The sequence below is a fragment of the Patescibacteria group bacterium genome (assembly GCA_038065255.1).
Lineage (GTDB): Bacteria > Patescibacteriota > Patescibacteriia > JACQRZ01 > JACQRZ01 > JBBTRI01.
In genome coordinates this window covers 1-17,885 of the sequence record JBBTRI010000010.1, presented here as the reverse complement: position 1 = coordinate 17,885, position 17,885 = coordinate 1, and the positions used below count along the sequence as shown (strand labels likewise).

Below are 17,885 nucleotides of genomic sequence, written 5' to 3'. Positions count from 1 at the left end.
TGATATGCAATCATTGAACAATCAATGATACAATTTTTGGAACAAACATTAGGATTCCAACCCCCAGTGCCGCACATGATGCTAATAGTACTGCTCCCGAGAGCAAGTCTTTTATAGCTTGTAGCTGTAATGCAATTCGTGGTTTAACCATATCACATAAGCGTTCAACTGCACTATTTAGAGACTCGATACAAATAACGAGAGCTGAGGCAATAAGCACAATCGAGAGTTCAGTCAGTGAAACCTTAAGAATTATTGATAATACAACAGCCATAAGTGCAGCAATGCATTGAATGCGCATATTCCGTTCCTCACGCAATGCTAATACGATACCGCTCAAGGCATATCGTGCGCTTCTAAGCCATTTTTTCATATCTTTTTTGCTGCCAAAAGGAGAGTGCGCGTCACCTGTTCCATTATTCTTCGCTCTGCCAACTTTTTATGGTCAAGACCGGCCAAATGCAAATATCCGTGAATTACAAGTCTTTTAAGTTCATCTTTTAATGATTTGCTTTTAAATGATGCATATTGCCGTCGCGCCTGATTTGGGGCAATAATCAACTCTCCCTCATCCAAGCCATACGAAAATGAAAGCACGTCTGTTACTCTATCTACTCGTCGTGTCTGTTTATTAATTCGCCGTATTGTAGGATCATCAACAAGAGCAATGCTTAATACTATAGGAAGTGTATACCCTGCTTTTCTTGTCAAGTTTGCAAGTCGCTGATACCAACTAGACTTGAGCGCAAGAGGAGGTATTCCTTTTTTTTCAAGAGCTACTGTAAGACTTACCATATTCCTATTTTACAAACGTAAGGTCGGTAAATGTGAAGCTTTGAATCATCATCTGGAACGTAGCAAGAAAATTCACTTCATTTTTTGCATTAAGGTTATAGGTAAGTGCATACATGAGTGGCGCGCTAACCGCTGATTTTTCCGAACGCCGAACAAAGTAAATACTGCGACTATCACTACTTGTTACGCCCATCCACGTGTCACCGGTAATTGTTTGGAGTTGGGCAGGATTAATTCCCTGATCCTTCACAGTGACATACCAATCAAGCGGGGAAAGTGCTTGAGGATTGTCCTCAACTTTTAATGACATAAATTCGCCGGTTGCTGAGGTAAAAATTGCTTCTCGTTCTGTTGTATTAATTGCTTTTGCTGCCCAAGATGATGGGTAGAGTACCCTATATTTAAACGTCTGATTGGTGTAGGTATAGGCCAATGAAGATGAATCTAGTCGAGCTGAGGGTTTTGTAGGGTCAAAAAGCTTTTTTAATTCTTCACCGTCAAAAAAACCATCCCCATCGGTGTCTGGCGTATCAATAGACGTACCATAGAGACGTTCTTCGGCATCGGTGAGACCATCGCCATCGGTGTCTGTGCCCTGTGTAAGTGCGGTAGTTGGCGATATGGACGCTACGGGTTTTTGCTGTTGCTGTGCTTGCTGCTGTCCTTCTGAGGTAATTGGCGAGCCAGATTGTGCTTGGATTGGCTGTTCAGTTGTAGATGGAGTACTCGTAGCCGACTGCTCTGCTGGCTGCTCGCTTGGTAGCTCCTCAGCGGTTTTTGATTCCTCTTGTTTAGATTGTTCCTGAATTGGCTGCGGTGGCTGCACTTTCTGAGGTTGACTCAAGAGATATAGTACAACAATAGAGGAAAGTGCAATAACAACAAACAATACAACAACAATGATCATCAGAAAACTGCCTTTCTGTTTCTTTTTTATAACAGGACGAAAACGCTCCGGCATCACCGTAACTGCAAGCTCGCCAGAAGGAGGCGGCTGAATGCCGGCATCTTTTTTTTCAGATTGATCTTGTTGTTGAAGAGATAAGTCTTCTTCAATAAATTCAAACATACAGGGAATAGGAACGTATTCTTACATTTCAAAATAGTGGGAGTTACTGCATTGGTGCTGTCAAGGCACCTGGACCAAGCGGACTATATCCATTGCTAACTTCTGAACCATCAAGATAACCATCTCCATCCGTATCTGGATTAAGCGGATCAGATTTATACACTGTTAATTCCTTTGAATCATCGAGACCATCAGAATCACTATCGGCAACCACTGGATTTGTTTTATATGTTTTTACTTCTTGCCCGTCTGCTAAGCCATCACTATCGCTATCTGACTTTGCAGGATCTGTACCAAGCTGCAGCTCCTCGTCATCGAGCAATCCATCACCGTCAGTATCGGTGGCGGATTGCGTGAGTGGTACTAGTGCCTCACCCGGAGTAGGCGTGGTTGGTAGGGCAGATGGTACTGCTAGCTGATCCGGAGGTGTGGGAGGTATAGGTTGTTGATTATCCTGAATAAGCCCTGGTGGTGGAGTTTGGGGCTCGGAGACCTCTTGTACTGGAGGTTGAACCGGTGCCTGCTGCACGGCAACTGGCTGCTGCTGAGATGTTTGCTTACTTCGCAATGCAAACTGAACGCCAAATGCGGCAACGACCAATACGGCAAGTATCGCAACGACAATAAGAATAAGTTTTGGATTAAATCCCGAATGTGGTTCTTGAGGATAGGATTGCTGCATGCCGGCAACCTGTCCTGGAATCTGTGGCTGACTGGAAGATGCTTGTAATCCCGGTACCTCGCTAAAAATATCCTGTGGCTCTTGCTTTGAAGATTGTGGTATCGGCGGTGTCGCTTGCGGTTGTGTTTGTTCGTCGAACATATCTAAAAATTATGAATTTGATAAATGATCTTATTGTGGAAAAAGAGATGATATCTTTCTTAAGAGTAGCATGCCACGGTCAAGAAGGGAAAGATTTGGTTCTTGCTCGAAACAAATTGGCTTTGCATCATTAATTGCCAATCCGTAAAATGTTCTGATGAGGCGCGGTTTATCGAAGAGTCCGCAGAGTTGATAGTTCTGCCCACCATTCAGTGATTTGTATGTGAATACATGCTTCTCTTTTTCTATGGCATTATATACCGTCGTTCCCAACTGAAACGGCGTAGATTGAGGTTTGCAATATCCATTTTCATTTTTTGCATTATGCTCACATGAGCCGTTAAAATACGGAAAGCATGAATTTGTTGCTGTTTCACAATGGAGGTCTGATTCTGAACACTTCCCCTTTTCACCGCATTTTTCTTCAGTATACCAACAGGTGTTCTTGTTAAACGGCAATGAGCATTGATATTCAAGTGGTTGCGGATCCTGTTCCTGAAGAGGATCTACCGGCAATGCTGTACCAAGATTATTACTGAGTGTTTGCTTCCATGATGGCCAAATTGAAATGCTCTCATGCGAAATATAACTTCCTGAATCAAGATTTGGATAGTAGCATGTTGTCGATGGGTTTGACTTGCACGGATAGCTTGATACCCTCCGATACTGTTCAAGCTGTTTCTGAATAGATCGTAACCGCGCATACCGAGTCATATCCATGCGGAGTTTTTTGCCATCTTCATCTGATGGTATCGAAGAAGCGAATTTCGTCCACGAAAGCATTCTGGTAAACAGCTGTGTTGTAGAAGGGTCTGCGCCCTTATTCACCGCAAAGAAATAGATGCGCAGTTCGGGAGTAGTTCCATTTGTGCTTGGCGCCATAACATAGATGCCGGATTCATCCTGAAGGGTGTCAAACCCATCAATTTGTGCAATGGGAGAAGGAGATCCAAATGGCACGCGCTCCTTGTACCAATCATTGAGAAGTTGACGCTTGGGATTATCTCCAACGCGCATAATAATAACATCTGTTTGATTGGGATCAGGATTATTCTGTGCATCAAGAACAAAGGGGAAAATGTATTCTCTACTGAATGCTGTGCCTATAAATCCCTGGACTGCCGTACGAATACGGGGAGGGTTTGAGAGAAGGGGCAGCATGCTCGTGTTGTCAATATCCCTACAGTAGTACATTGAAAAATCATAGTCGGCATTTACATAGCTCCATGGATGGGGACAGACACTCATGGTAACGGTTTTCGTAAGTGTGGTTGCATTTCCGGCAGTGTCTTTGCCCTGTACTGTTACAGCAATTGAATTTCCACCCTGGAGAGCCTTTGCCGTAACAACTGCCTGACTATTTGAAGTGTTTTCAGAAACTCCGCTAAGCACAATAGATGTGGATGCTGGCGTGCCAAGCGACCAGGTAACCTGATCAGGTATAATCTCTTGTTTTGTGCCTGCCGCATCGATACCAAATGCTGTTACTGAATAGGTATGAGAAGGCGTAGCCCCTGCAGGGCATGGATAGCTTTCGGAACAATTAAACTGATCACTCAGGTGTAGATCATCTAGTGCCGCGCCATCAACGGACACAGTTATTGATTCCAGAGGGAGATTGCCACCAAGAGCACAGGCAGGATCAACCTGCTTGCTATAGGTCTCCTTGAAGGCTGCCGTCTGTGCACTTCTACTTGGCCTATCCTTCGTCATATAATCAAGAACTGATGTGAGAACATTTTTCCCTTGATCATTATTAAATAATCCCCCTGTATTATCGTGGAACCAAATACCCCCAATGGCATTTTTTCCAATAAGACCCATGTGATGGGTTTGACCGGCAGGCTTGCTCACACGCTCATAGAGAGAAGTGAAGCCATTTTTTGCTGTCAGAATAGCAGTTGCATACCCGTCCGTAACAGCACCAATTTGATCGTAGGCCTGAAATGATGAGTTCATTACTTCATGGGCTTCGCGTGGCTTTGATGCCAAATTATACTGCGCGCCGCCAGTCCCAACATAGGTACCGATAGGATCCAACGCGCTTGTTGAATCATTTCCTATTGAAATAACGTTTTTACCACGATCATTCCAAAGGCTATATAGTTTTGAATTATACGAATCTGCGCTCCACCAAGCTCTATCTACTATATAGATATCATAATTATCTTCTGCGAGCATGGATGCATCGCTCAACGTATCAATTACACCCACAACGGAAGGATAGGCCTGTCTAATCCAATCATAGGTCGGATGGGTATTGCTATGAAATCCGATAAGCGCCATTCGCAGGGGCTGTGCGCATGTTCCACTCACCGTACCGCCGCCTCCTCCTCCTCCACCGCCTCCGCCTGAATCTGTGGATGCGGACACCGTTACAGCAACTTGCTTTTCAACTACTTTCGCGTATCCATTTTCATCAACATCAGAGACACGAATGCTAATAGTTTCTGTACCATTGGCAAGTGCAGAAATCTGTCGACTTGTGGGTTTAGCTGGGGTAGTTTGAGATAGTGAGACTATGGCGCTTGAACCGGTAGGATATCCCCATTGTATTCCTCCGGATGGCACAATTTCGCTTAATCCACCACTTCGTGCATCACGTCCAAATACCTTCAGTGAATACGTGTGGAGTGATTTTGAGCCGATTGGACATGTCTTTCCGGCAGTACAATTAAACTGATCATTTAATGAAGTGGATTTGTCTGCATCATCAATCAAAACAGATACCGAATCAAGATAGGGACGTACGGAGTCCGGACTCACACAGGTAGTGATTGGCGCTCCTTGATCGGTATAGAGATACTCTGTGGGCACAATTTCTTCCACAGCAACACCCGGTCCTGACCAGAAAAGTTGCATCCATCCATATCCTCCATTTTCATAATAGGTCATTGATATCGGATAGAGCACTTCTTTTTCAAGAGTAACTTTTCCTTTATCGCTTGTAATGCCGTGTCCCGTCCAATTATTTATAATAAGTTTATTATCTATGGAAACAATAATGCCGTCATCACTTCGCGTATGAAATGTATATTCGCCGTTCTGTGGCACGCGAATGCCACCGGTCCAGCGAACCAGGTACCAACCCGGCGGAACAGTCGGGTCATTGGGAACATTTCTCCAGTCAAAATTTATTTTGCTATCAATGCGGTCGATAAGCGGGCTGCCTGCAGGCACCTGGGATGGAGGATCCTTATGCTCAGCAGCATAGTAAATACCGCGCAATCCCGCACCGGCAATTTGTGTGGGCACGCATTGTCCTGGCTGCGGAGGAGTTACCGTAGTAATGCTTGTATCTCCTGAAAGAACAGATGATGATTCTCGTGTATCATTTAATGCTGTAATTCGATATGAATACGTCGCTGGCAATAAGCCTGCATCACGATGAGTGCGCTCGTTTTTGCCAACGGTCGTGACAAAATGATATATTTTTGTTGCGCCGCTATCTGATGTTTTTTCAATACGGAATGCGGTAAGATCTGCGCCGGTATGCTGCCAACTCAAAGAGATCGTTTGAGAATCAATCTTTGTTGCTTTCACTTCCGTTGGAGCAACTGGTGTTTTACAAAAGAATATACATCCAAAAAGTGGTGTGTGGGCCTTTGCAGGATCCCCAGCGGCAAATGTTTCTCCATAATCATTGAATGCGGCAACACGATACCAATAATCAGAATTGGATTGCACATTTGTTTCTTTTTCTGTGTCGATAAATATAAGCTCATCTCTGCCGGCGCGCTTCACAAACTCAAAAGGTTGGGTGAGATTCTTTGTTCTATACACATTAAATCCAAGCTCATCAGCGCCTGTATGCTGCCATTGAAGAGTTATTTGAGATGGTGTATCCCCCACCGCTGTGAGTTGCGTGGGTGCAAGTGGTGGAAGCCCGCCACTGCCGCCAAGCGTCTTTATGGACTTAGCTTCGGATGGAGCAGAAAATTTCGAACCATTCAATGCTTGGACTCGATACCAGTAGGTAGTATTCGGACTAAGCTCACCGTCATTACACCACTTCTGGGTATTGGTTACCGAGCATGCCGTGATATATGAATCGGGATCATTGGGATTTATAGTGCGCTCCACTTTGAATGCAGTAACATTTTTATCATCATGGTTCCAAATAATTTTAATTGTCGAAGCATTAAGCGCTCGCATATCAAGTCCCGTAGGAATAGCGGGTGTTGGACAAAATATGAGGCAGGGAAGCCATGATGTTGTTTCCGACTGCACATTCGATGGATCAGAATCACCATATGCATTTATGGCAATAATTTTATAGGTATATTCTGTTCGAGCATCAAGACCCGTGTCTGCATAGGCGGCCAACTGTTCTGATTGTGCAGCTACTGCTGCTCTGAGTGAATAGGAAGCGCCCTTATCAAGTGAGCGATAGATTAAGAATGCACGCTCGTTAGAAGAATTATCACTCCATGTAAGATCAATTTGTGAAGATGAGCGGACTGCAAGTATGAGGCTGGATGGTGCTTGAGGCCCACCCGGCGCTTGGCATGTATTTGTACCTGGATTACAGGTTGTTCCAGCCGGACATTGTCCATTGGGACCACATGATTGCTCCTCATCATCCGGTGGCAACTCTTCGCAGGTAGCATCACTACAGAATTTGCTACCATCTTTTTTCTGGCATTCGTATTTGCCCAAAGCTTTGCAATCAGGTGGTGGGGTGCTGCATCGTGAAGCTGTTGCGCACTTAGGACAGAGTTTACAGTCATCGGTGAGTGAACAGCCGGTACCGGCACTGCAAACACCTACGTCGTTTGATGGGCATGGCTTAGCACATTCAATGGTACCATCGGTTTTTTGGCATGAGAATAAATTACGCGATGCACAGTCCGGAGGATTCACAATCTTACATCTGTTGGCGGATGTACAGAGAGGTTCGCAGAGTTTGCAGTCGTCAGAGGGTTCACAGGATTTCTTTTGAGAACAGACGGTTATGATGGGTGGTTTACACACCTTTTCTGTGGGATCGCATATAAGCGGAGATTTGCAATCGCTATCATTTTCGCAAACAGGGTGGCATTTGCCGTCAGCACTGCATTTGGATCCTCCGGGACATTCACCCTTGGGACCACAGGCAATGAGCTTGCAGGAACCTGTACAGATGTTTCCTGATGAATTGTTCGATGAACCGTTATCACACTCCTCGCCACGTTCAAGCTGGATGGTTCCATCACCACAGCGTGGGCCGGTGGGAATGGGCTTACACATATTTTCAACACAGCGTTCATCTGAACGACAGTTGGAATCCGGAGGACAGGACACGCGACATACGCCGGCAGCAAGATCGCATTTCTGGTTGGCAGGGCAATCGGTATTGGAAGCACAGACCGGAAGACAGGTGCATGCTGAAGCAAGAGGATCTTTCTTGGTTCCGAGAGGACAGGATCCATCGGGATTGCAGGCAATGGGACCGGGGGGGATTTCTTCGCAGGTAGCATCACTACAGAATTTGCTACCATCTTTTTTCTGGCATTCGTATTTGCCCAAAGCTTTGCAATCAGGTGGTGGGGTGCTGCATCGTGAAGCTGTTGCGCACTTAGGACAGAGTTTACAGTCATCGGTGAGTGAACAGCCGGTACCGGCACTGCAAACACCTACGTCGTTTGATGGGCATGGCTTAGCACATTCAATGGTACCATCGGTTTTTTGGCATGAGAATAAATTACGCGATGCACAGTCCGGAGGATTCACAATCTTACATCTGTTGGCGGATGTACAGAGAGGTTCGCAGAGTTTGCAGTCGTCAGAGGGTTCACAGGATTTCTTTTGAGAACAGACGGTTATGATGGGTGGTTTACACACCTTTTCTGTGGGATCGCATATAAGCGGAGATTTGCAATCGCTATCATTTTCGCAAACAGGGTGGCATTTGCCGTCAGCACTGCATTTGGATCCTCCGGGACATTCACCCTTGGGACCACAGGCAATGAGCTTGCAGGAACCTGTACAGATGTTTCCTGATGAATTGTTCGATGAACCGTTATCACACTCCTCGCCACGTTCAAGCTGGATGGTTCCATCACCGCAATGGGGGCCGGTGGGAATGGGTCTACACATATTTTCAACACAGCGTTCGTCGGAACGGCAGTTGGAATCCGGAGGACAGGACACGCGACATACGCCACTGACGCTATCGCATGCGCTGCCGGCAGGGCATTTCTGTCCGGCGCTGCAATCCGGTAAACACTTACATGATGAAGCCAGAGGATCTTTCTTTGTTCCGAGAGGGCAGGATCCATCGGGATTGCAGGCAATGGGACCGGGGGGGATAATTGGTGTTACTACTTCGCAAGTAGTGCCTCCAGGCTTACATGCAAGACCGCTTGGACAGCTTCCTCCAGGGCCGCATGGAGGGTAACAATGCTGTGTTGCGGGATTACATTCTAAGCCATCGGGACATTTTCCACCCTCACCGCATACAGGAGGTTCAATACAGGTATTTGTGCCGGGTACGCATACTTTTCCTCCTGGGCAGGAGCCGCCGGGACCGCAAGGAATAATAGGCTTGCATTGATTTGAGCTTTTTTCACACTCATATCCTGCCGGACAGGAACCGCCAATACCGCATTGAATGATTGGCTCACAGCCTTTTGTATTGGGATTACATACTAACCCTCCCGGACATGTGCCGTTTGCTCCGCATTCGGGATAACAACGATTATCTGTTTTACTACAAACGCCTCCATTCGGACAGGTTCCGTTTGGCCCACACGTCGGGGGCAACCCACAGAGATTTGATCCATTACATGATAACCCAGCAGGACAAGCACCCTTTGCTGCGCATGCAGGGTAGCATTTATTATCCTCCTTGTTACACTGCAATCCATTTGGACATTTGCCATTTTCACATGATGGAGGCGGAGTGCATGCTAGCGTTTTTGGATTACACACCAGTCCACCCGGGCATGCGCCGTTTGCGCCGCATGCAGGGTAGCATTTATTATCGGAATTACATTTCAACCCTTCGGGACATTTGCCGCCTAGTCCGCACGTCGGTGGATCGATACATTTTTGCGTAGCAGGATTACACACCAGTCCACCCGGACATGTACCATTTGCACCGCATGCAATATCTGGCGGCAACACATTGCACGTAGCGCCGGCACTGCATACGCTTCCATCGCCGGTACATTCACTTGCTGCTCCCTGACATACAGGATCAACTCCGGTACAACGAGCGCCATTCACGCATTTGCTTTCGCTTCCAGTACACAGGGTTCCAACTCCGCTGCAGGTAGAATTACTGCCATCACAAACCGCTCCATTGAGGCACGTTGAACTATTTCCTTCACATGCTGCTCCTATTCCGGTACAGCGAGAGATAACACCGCTACATGTTGATCCATTAGTGCACTGAGCTCCCTGAGCACTGCATTTCTGTCCTGAAGTTTCACACTTTTCTTCCTTTACAATAGGTGGCGTACCTTTACACACTGCTCCATCCTTACATATCGAACCATTCCCGGTACACAGCACCCCTGATCCGCCGCATTGGGCATTGAGACCGGAACAGCCAGCCTGCTTACGACATACCGAGCCTTCATTGGTACACGAGCTTCCTTTATCTAAACATGTGGAACCGGTGCCAGTGCATGTGGCTCCTTCCAGACATTTTGATCCTTTGCCGCTACATACCGTACCAACGCCGCGACATGTGGATGAATTACCGGAACATGACGCACCACCTTCGCAGAGCGAACCTTTTTTGTCACAAATCGAACCCGTGCCACTGCATGCATTCCCACCTGTTGCAGCACATTTTGCAATCGTATCCGGACTGGATGCAGAACGTGCATCCGGCCCAGCAACAAATGTGTAAGCTTCATTTGATTTTAATGATGCATCCGGCCTATATTCCGCCTGTGTTTTTGCTTCCAATCCCGTTCCAATAACTTTAACTAGAATTGAGCCCTTTGTTTCGGGTCTAAACAAAAGTGCAGCACGTACCGAGGCTTCATCCATTAACTGATTGAATAACAAACTGAAAACTGAATTTTTATATGCCAGTTTGCCGGTAGGTTCTGATTTCAACACTTTGGGGCATATGCGCGCCTGAGCACATTTTCCGTTATAGCAATTACCGCTAGCACACTCTTGATCGTACTTGCATTGCTCACCAACTTTTTTGTCACCATTTTTACATATTCCATTTTCGCATTTCCCACTGAAACATTCTGAACTGCTGGTGCATTTGTCGCCATTTTTTTTCAAAATAGATTTGCACATGCCATTCTCGCATTTCAATCCCTTCTGGCATTCGGCATCAAATGTGCATCGCGCGCCTTCTCCCTTTATTCCCTGTGCGCATATGCCATTCGTACAAATTCCTGACAAACATTGTTCATTAGATGAACACGGTTCGCCGGTACCGGCAAGATCACCTGTATAAAACGCCCACGAATACGTACAGAGAGGCGGCCTATCTTCGCAGCGCCCATCCGGACGACATGAACCGTCTGCACAGCATGCATTTCCCGTGCCACAGGATCCTGGAGAACATCGAGCAAAAGAGAATGAAATCGGATTGCTCAACGTTTTGTCTGCAGTAATAACGCGGATTTTTCCCGATAGAGAATCGGTCAAAGATGTCTGCGCCCTAATAATTGAATCATTCCACCCCTGATCTTCGATTTGCAAATCCACACTGCCAAGAACCACTTTTCCTGCATCTCTGCCAAAACCAGATCCAAATATTCTGACCGGAACACCGGCGGGGCCGTTATCGGGCAATAATCCGCAGATACCCGGCGTCGGAGTTCCTTGATTGACTACAAAACGGATTTGGTTGCTAATAGATCCATCCTGTCGCTTGAGTTTTATCATGTACGTGCCTGCTTCGAGCTGTGGCACTTTGACAATAATAGTCGTATTCCTCCACCAAAGGCCTTGGCACTCGAGCGGAAAACTTTTTGTCTCAGCCTGCACTGCACGGCCGTTCTGATCAAAAACTACCGTACCGGCCACTGGGCCAAATCCGCTGCCCTCAATGCTGACAAATTGGTTGGGCGGACCGCTCTGTGGAAAGACACGGTCAATTTTCATTGCTTCACCCTGTGCTGTGCTAAGAGGCTGTTCCGCTTGTTTTGGTGCCAGCTGCCGATCCGGCTTATCAGGAATGATTGGCAATGTCGCTTGCGCCAACACAAATGATATCCCGCCCAACGCAACACAGGCACTCATGCAGAGCCCTATAAAAAACGGTTTCAAATGTGGATGGAAAGTGCGCATGGCAATAGTATTATGGCGTCGGGCCAATACATGGATTAAAACATTGCTGAGTAATATCTTTTACTGCTGATTGAATTTCCGGTTTATAGATTGTATTTGGCTTCAGTGTGTCATGCAAAATCTGTGAAGTGGTTTTTTTGTTTGCACTATCATTAGTGCTTACAATCCAATAGTTTAATTCCTTACTCAACATAAAGGTACTGCTGTGAAGTGACGTAAGATCCATAAACGATGAGAAATCAGCCTGAATAGGTTGAGTGAGGTCTACCTTGGTGCCATCCCGCTTCGGCATGATGTAGGTCACTTGAGGTGGGGTACTTGCAAATTGGTCTGATGTAGCAAACGAGTAGGTCACTGAATCTGTCGGAGGACCGTCTGATTTCCCATTCTTCTGTGCTGCATTAACTCCGCCACCATCAAGAGAGTTACCCATCACATCAACGATGCCATCATACGGAAAAACTGCGCGATTCGGACTCTCGGAACTTCTTGTCTTTGGCAGAGAGGCAGCTTTTGCCGTTACATGAAGCCTATTTTTTTGTGGCAAGCAGAAGATTGTCTCACTGCATGCGTTTTTCCCGCATGATGTTTTCGGCAAAAATGTCACAGTACGAAATCCATTGCCAACAGTGACACTACCGAGCACTTTCGTACTCAAATCATCATTGATCACTTCTATTTTGTCGCCGGTAATGCTTAATGGGTCAATAGGTTTGGTAAATGTCATCTGAATGAGGTGATTGTAGGGATAGCGAATCTGCTGCTGCATACCAGAGGCTTGGGGCAGGGGCTGCGCAGATTCCAACTGAGGAGGGGTATTATCCACAAGTCCGCTGACTTCAAATTGCCATGAGTAGCCGCTGTTTGTAGAAAATATTTTTTCTCCTTTTTCATTCTGTAGTGCATTCGTTAGCGTAACGGCATAGGTAGACTTTTTGTTCTTCTCGCCGAATAGCGCTTCAGGAGCAATAGTAAGAACAGTATGATCGCTATTTGTTTCTACAGCTCCCGCCGCATTCACCATGACGCCAGTCACTTGCGGAAACACTTGTTGAATGCGAATAACATCTGTTTTTAGTTTCTTTGCGTCATCTCTAACGCTCTCAATACGAATGGATTCCTTAAATGTAATAATAATACGGGCATTCCGAGGAATATTTTTGGCATCTCGCGTAGGAAAATGCTCTGCAACCCTTCCTCCTGCGCCAAGCATTTCGCTAAAAAATTGCGAAGGGAATTCAACTTCGGTACCCACGACCTGACTGGCGGTTTTTTTAGCCATGCTTCCATAGATCTGCGCCAATATAATAGAAAGTGCAATCACGACTACAACACCAATGGCGCCTATCAACATGAAGCGTTTGCCCTGATGCAGCTCTTCTTCATCTCCTGATGCTGACCTGTACAAATAAATGCCGTATCCGCCCAGCGCTGCGCATGCAATACCGACGAGTATCCAAAATATCTGAAACACGCGTAGCACAATAAGGCGTACATCATCTCCCTGTACACCTATAAAAGCTCCGAATCCGTTTGCGGCAAACACAACACTTGGCACTATGAGTGCCACACCTACAGCTGCCCCTATGAAACTGTTCCTCCTCCAAATCATGGCGCTGAAATGTTATTAACGAATGCTATTGCAATCTCATGACAGCCTTGACACCCGGAAAGACGTCTTTGAGCTTGCCTACTTTGCGGAGATAGTTTTTCTTCTGCTCGATCTTCATTCTACGCAGCGCAGTTTCTTTCTTTGCTCGCCTGTTCTTGGAACGCGTAAAGAACCGCAATTTTCGAACAGATAGCAATTTTCCGCTCTGCTGAACCTGCTTGTTGAATCTTCGCAATGCCGACTCAAACGACTCTTTTGTTTTTCGTTTTATTTCTGGCATGGTGTGTTCACCCCTTTTCAACCGTTATGAATTAATATAATCACGATGTTGTTTTCTGCGACCATGCATCGAGCTTTTTGCGCAAGGTCGGTATAAGCTTGGTACTATCTATCACTTCCTGTTCGCCACCTTCCATATTTCTGATAATAATCGTTCCGTCGATCAATTCTTTTTCACCCAAAATAACCGTAAATTTCACACCAAGTTTATTTGCCAAATCAAGCTGCGCCCTCAAACTATCCTTGGTAAATGCTTCCGCCATAGCAAAGCCTTCTTTGAGCAACTCTTCATATAATACCATCATTCTGCGCTTTGCACGCTCGCCAAGCTGTGCAATAAATATATCAATTTTTCGCTGTTGGACAATGGGGATCTCTTCTCCCGCCGTCTGCATTTCTTTCAGTTTTAAGATCACTCGCTCTATACCAACCGCAAACCCAACCGCCGGCGTAGGCATCCCGCCGAACAATTCAACAAGCTGATCATATCTCCCGCCGCCGCCAATGGCAAGCATATTCATTTCCTCATCGTCTCCCCGCGGAATATAAAACTCAAAGACTGTTCGAGAATAATAATCTAGTCCGCGCACCAAATAGTGGTTATATTCATAGGGTATATCAAAGTCATCCACATATTCAAGCACCGACATGAAATGGTTTTTGCAATCATCGCAGCGGTATTCATCCATGTGAGGACTTTTTGCTTTGATCTCCTGGCAGGTTTGCTCCTTGCAATCAAGGAGTCGCATAACATTCCTGGTAAGCCTTCTCTTGCAATCTTCGCAAATCTGGCTGCGTTTGTTTTTGTAATATTCTGTCAGCGCCTCGCGATACGCTGGCCGGCATACCTGGCAACCGATACTGTTAATATGCATGATCGGTGAAAGACCCAGTGATGTATAGAATTTATACGCTATAAGAATGAGCTGTGCATCTGCGGCAGCCTTTGCCTCGCCGATGACTTCACAGCTCCACTGATAGAATTGCCGATAGCGCCCTTCTTGGGGCTTGTCGTGCCTATAAGCAGGTCCAACCGCATAGAGCTTCACCGGCTGCGGCCATGTGAGCATGCCATGCTCCAGATAGGAACGCACAAAACTTGCAGTCAATTCCGGACGGAGAGACAAGTTGTTCCCTCCCTGATCCACAAATGTATACATTTCTTTTTCCACGATATCTGTTTGCTTGCCAAGCCCATGCAAAAACAGCGACGTATCTTCAACAATCGGCATATCGATCCGGCCAAAGCTATAGTCATCCATCATGCGACCAATCAATGCTTTAATATGCATCCAATACGGCTGGTCAACAGGAAGAATATCTTTCATACCCTTCACAAGCTGCGGAGCTCTTACCTGCTTCACGGTTTCAATGCCTGGTTTTGCAGATTGTACAGGTTGCACAGCAGGCGCTGCTTCAGGTTGTTTATCTTGTTTCTTTTTCATATCAATAGGTTGGAGCACTGAATATTTCAAACTTTGTAATAGGCAAACCCCGTAGATACACCCTGCCGATTACTTGCCGTATCTTAATGGGGCCGAATTTCGATGAATCATAGCTGTTCTCACGATTATCTCCAAGTACAAAATACTCATCAGGTGCCACATCAAACTCAAGTGTTTCAAGGCCAAGCTCCTGAGGTTTATAGGTATTTTCATCAAGCGTCAGGCCGTCGGGATGTTCTTTGTTGGTAATGGTCACATGCCTGTTTGCAATACTCACATGCTCGCCGGGCAATCCTATGATGCGTTTTATTAAATAACGCTGATCGGCTGAATCATAGCGGAACACGATCACCTCGCCTCGCTGGTAGGGCTTGAATCGAGGGCTGAGTTTGTCGATAATAAGGTATTCGCTATCATGGAAATTCGGCTCCATCGATTGCCCCCTCACGTAGAATGGCTGCACTAGAAACAACCGTACGGGTAAAATGATCGCCGCTGCAATAATAAATATTTTTGTGAATTCTGCAAAGTACTCAAGCGCAGTAGAAGCAAATGAAAGCTTTCGCTTCCCTCCCCCGCCCTGCTGGAGTTCTTCATTGAATTCGTTTTCACTTTTTATTATCGGCATAAATACAAAATCAAAGCCACTGAGGACTTTAGAAGCCATGCAAAGATAATGTTATACACAACCAAAGGCATTATAACGTAACCAAAAGAAAAAATCAAATGATCACGCAGAAACAGCTTTTTATTGACAAAAGTTCACTTTTGTGCTATATTCATGGACAATATGACACAACAAGCAGATACACTCAGAGAGCCGGAACATCTTCGTAGAATCAAATCTCAACTTGCAGCATGGGACGAAGCCGATGTAGACAAGCGGCTTATACGCCTTGCAGCTTGGCATACAAAAGTGGCTCAACTCTCGGCAGTATCTGGTCCTGTGAGAGAAATCACAACCCATAACCGCCCCCATGCCGATGAGGTGCTTGAGTTTTTTCTTGGAGCAAAATACTCTTCCCCATTATTTGGGGATATTCGCCATATCATCAACCTTGAACACCTTGAAGACGAAGAACGTCCGTTTGGTCAAGGCATAGTCTTGCGAACCGATACGGGTCCTTCTTATAGGGGTACGGATTGGCTTACCAACTGGCGCAACGGCATTCGCCTCCTTGGCACAGGTGGAAGCGTACTCGATGAACATCCTACAGCAAGCGATTCTGAAGTAGAGAAGGAATCAGGCGCAACACTTATGGCGCGCATTCTTGGAGTTGTAGATAAAGACGAGCTCGCCCGCATCTTAAATGCCGTACGTCTCAATGATACGCAGGCTATACAATCTGCACTCATAAACGAACTAACAAAAATCCGTGAGGAATATGAAGTCACTGATTGGCAGGGAAAACCCAAAGGTGGTCCTGAAGATAAAGCAAACCAGTTGATTGTCTTACGAAAAAAACTTTTGTGGCTTAATACATTTGTTGAGCGGGAGATCAGGGTTATTCAGGAATTCAAAAACAAGGGGTTTGTGCTAGATATAGATGGCAGAGGAGATATTCTCATTGGACGCATTAGATCATCTATTCCAAAAATGATTGGTTACATACAGGAAAAATTTGGCACATGTATGAATATGCAGATTTCTGATGGGCACCCTGTCATCCTTCCGGATAAGAAGAAAGTGCCCATGGAAGTTATTAATGAAATTGCAGCTGCCATCCGCACAGAGGAAGCGCGCATCCAGGGCCGCCCCCTTCCCACTAATAGGGCTACATTATCGCAGAAAGGCACAGTAGAGTGCGCTCCGGAATGGTACTATACCTATGGATTTCTTATGAATGGCGGGGATACGGCTCCTGGTGTCCAAGCAACGCATATCTCTGCAAAGCGTCTGGAAGATATTATTGCTGAAGTGTTAGCAGCTAAAGCTGACCGCATTCGCGAGTGGCGAAGAGCACAAAAAGAAGAAAGAAATCAGGCGTATCGCCAGCAAGCCCGCGCAAACAGATAGAGTTATCTTTTTGATATGGGTTCAATTCCCAAATCACAGCAAATTTTTTTAGCCAAAAATGAGTTTATTTCATTATGGCGAGGTACAGTGGAAAAACGCTGCAGTGAAATATTACAAAAAAGTGTGTGTCGCGCACCTTCTCGCATAAGTTCACAGCGATGAAGTGCTAAATATTTTAAAAAATCTTTTCTTTTCATCTTGAAAGAGTATAGAGAACAGGTTCTCGAATAACTTCTTTACTCTCAACGACGTATGAATGATTTGCTTCAAGTATCATTGCTAAAGCTTCCTGCAATGAAACACGGGCATCCTTGAGTGTTTTCTCCTGCACATTCACTCCGGGGACTTCTTCCACCCAACCAATAAACCATCTGCCTCTTTTTTGGTAAACAGCATTATATTTTCGAGTTTCTTTTTTCATACTACTTATTTAAACGCGAACATATCTTTCATACGTTGAAGTTCTAGTTCTAGATACTCGATGCGATGCGTATGTTCATTAAGAATAAGGTATTATATTTTACTAAGGCGTGTATCAATGCCATCGAAACAAGTATCCACTTCATCAAATCCTGTTTTGATCATTGTTGCCAAAT

11 protein-coding genes are annotated in these 17,885 nt (G+C 45.6%); 1 reads left to right on the top strand and 10 read right to left on the bottom strand.

The window, feature by feature from the left end:
* Window positions 1–10: 10 nt before the first annotated feature.
* The 9 genes from AAB400_02720 to lepB all read right to left on the bottom strand — a co-directional run bounded on the left by AAB400_02720 (window position 11) and on the right by lepB (window position 15,900).
* Window positions 11–373, bottom strand: coding sequence for a diacylglycerol kinase family protein (locus tag AAB400_02720; GenBank protein MEK7648810.1), 363 nt, complete (start codon window positions 371–373; stop codon window positions 11–13).
* Window positions 370–795: an rRNA maturation RNase YbeY gene (gene ybeY, locus AAB400_02715; GenBank protein ID MEK7648809.1), complete on the bottom strand. Its 426-nt coding sequence runs from the start codon at window positions 793–795 to the stop codon at window positions 370–372. The genes AAB400_02720 and ybeY overlap by 4 nt, the downstream gene beginning before the upstream one ends.
* 4 nt (window positions 796–799) lie before the next feature.
* On the bottom strand, window positions 800–1,864 hold the full coding sequence (locus tag AAB400_02710) for a hypothetical protein (GenBank protein ID MEK7648808.1): 1,065 nt from the start codon (window positions 1,862–1,864) through the stop codon (window positions 800–802).
* Between the two features lie 43 nt (window positions 1,865–1,907).
* Window positions 1,908–2,687 (bottom strand): binary toxin-like calcium binding domain-containing protein, encoded by a 780-nt coding sequence (locus AAB400_02705; protein ID MEK7648807.1) that lies wholly within the window; start codon window positions 2,685–2,687, stop codon window positions 1,908–1,910.
* Between the two features lie 30 nt (window positions 2,688–2,717).
* Window positions 2,718–11,915: a PA14 domain-containing protein gene (locus tag AAB400_02700; protein ID MEK7648806.1), complete on the bottom strand. Its 9,198-nt coding sequence runs from the start codon at window positions 11,913–11,915 to the stop codon at window positions 2,718–2,720.
* Between the two features lie 31 nt (window positions 11,916–11,946).
* Window positions 11,947–13,506, bottom strand: coding sequence for an Ig-like domain-containing protein (locus tag AAB400_02695; protein MEK7648805.1), 1,560 nt, complete (start codon window positions 13,504–13,506; stop codon window positions 11,947–11,949).
* A gap of 67 nt (window positions 13,507–13,573) precedes the next feature.
* Window positions 13,574–13,828, bottom strand: a complete 255-nt coding sequence (rpsU, locus tag AAB400_02690) for a 30S ribosomal protein S21 (GenBank protein ID MEK7648804.1) — start codon at window positions 13,826–13,828, stop codon at window positions 13,574–13,576.
* A 40-nt stretch (window positions 13,829–13,868) separates the two neighbouring features.
* Window positions 13,869–15,272 carry a histidine--tRNA ligase gene (gene hisS, locus AAB400_02685; protein MEK7648803.1) on the bottom strand — a complete coding sequence of 468 codons (1,404 nt, stop codon included), beginning with the start codon at window positions 15,270–15,272 and terminating at the stop codon, window positions 13,869–13,871.
* Between the two features lies 1 nt (window position 15,273).
* Window positions 15,274–15,900, bottom strand: a complete 627-nt coding sequence (gene lepB / locus AAB400_02680) for a signal peptidase I (GenBank protein MEK7648802.1) — start codon at window positions 15,898–15,900, stop codon at window positions 15,274–15,276.
* A 162-nt stretch (window positions 15,901–16,062) separates the two neighbouring features.
* Here lepB and AAB400_02675 point away from each other — a divergent pair, with 162 nt between their 5' ends.
* Window positions 16,063–17,289: a hypothetical protein gene (locus AAB400_02675; protein MEK7648801.1), complete on the top strand. Its 1,227-nt coding sequence runs from the start codon at window positions 16,063–16,065 to the stop codon at window positions 17,287–17,289.
* A gap of 193 nt (window positions 17,290–17,482) precedes the next feature.
* Here AAB400_02675 and AAB400_02670 read toward each other — a convergent pair whose 3' ends face one another.
* Window positions 17,483–17,710, bottom strand: coding sequence for a type II toxin-antitoxin system HicB family antitoxin (locus tag AAB400_02670; protein MEK7648800.1), 228 nt, complete (start codon window positions 17,708–17,710; stop codon window positions 17,483–17,485).
* Window positions 17,711–17,885 lie beyond the last annotated feature (175 nt).

Coding starts and splice junctions, on each gene's coding strand:
- rpsU (MEK7648804.1), bottom strand. CDS start 13,828: ATGCCAGAAATAAAACGAAAAACAAAAGAGTCGTTTGAGTCGGCATTG.
- AAB400_02675 (MEK7648801.1), top strand. CDS start 16,063: ATGACACAACAAGCAGATACACTCAGAGAGCCGGAACATCTTCGTAGA.
- lepB (MEK7648802.1), bottom strand. CDS start 15,900: ATGCCGATAATAAAAAGTGAAAACGAATTCAATGAAGAACTCCAGCAG.
- AAB400_02705 (MEK7648807.1), bottom strand. CDS start 2,687: ATGTTCGACGAACAAACACAACCGCAAGCGACACCGCCGATACCACAA.
- hisS (MEK7648803.1), bottom strand. CDS start 15,272: ATGAAAAAGAAACAAGATAAACAACCTGAAGCAGCGCCTGCTGTGCAA.
- AAB400_02710 (MEK7648808.1), bottom strand. CDS start 1,864: ATGTTTGAATTTATTGAAGAAGACTTATCTCTTCAACAACAAGATCAA.
- AAB400_02670 (MEK7648800.1), bottom strand. CDS start 17,710: ATGAAAAAAGAAACTCGAAAATATAATGCTGTTTACCAAAAAAGAGGC.
- ybeY (MEK7648809.1), bottom strand. CDS start 795: ATGGTAAGTCTTACAGTAGCTCTTGAAAAAAAAGGAATACCTCCTCTT.
- AAB400_02720 (MEK7648810.1), bottom strand. CDS start 373: ATGAAAAAATGGCTTAGAAGCGCACGATATGCCTTGAGCGGTATCGTA.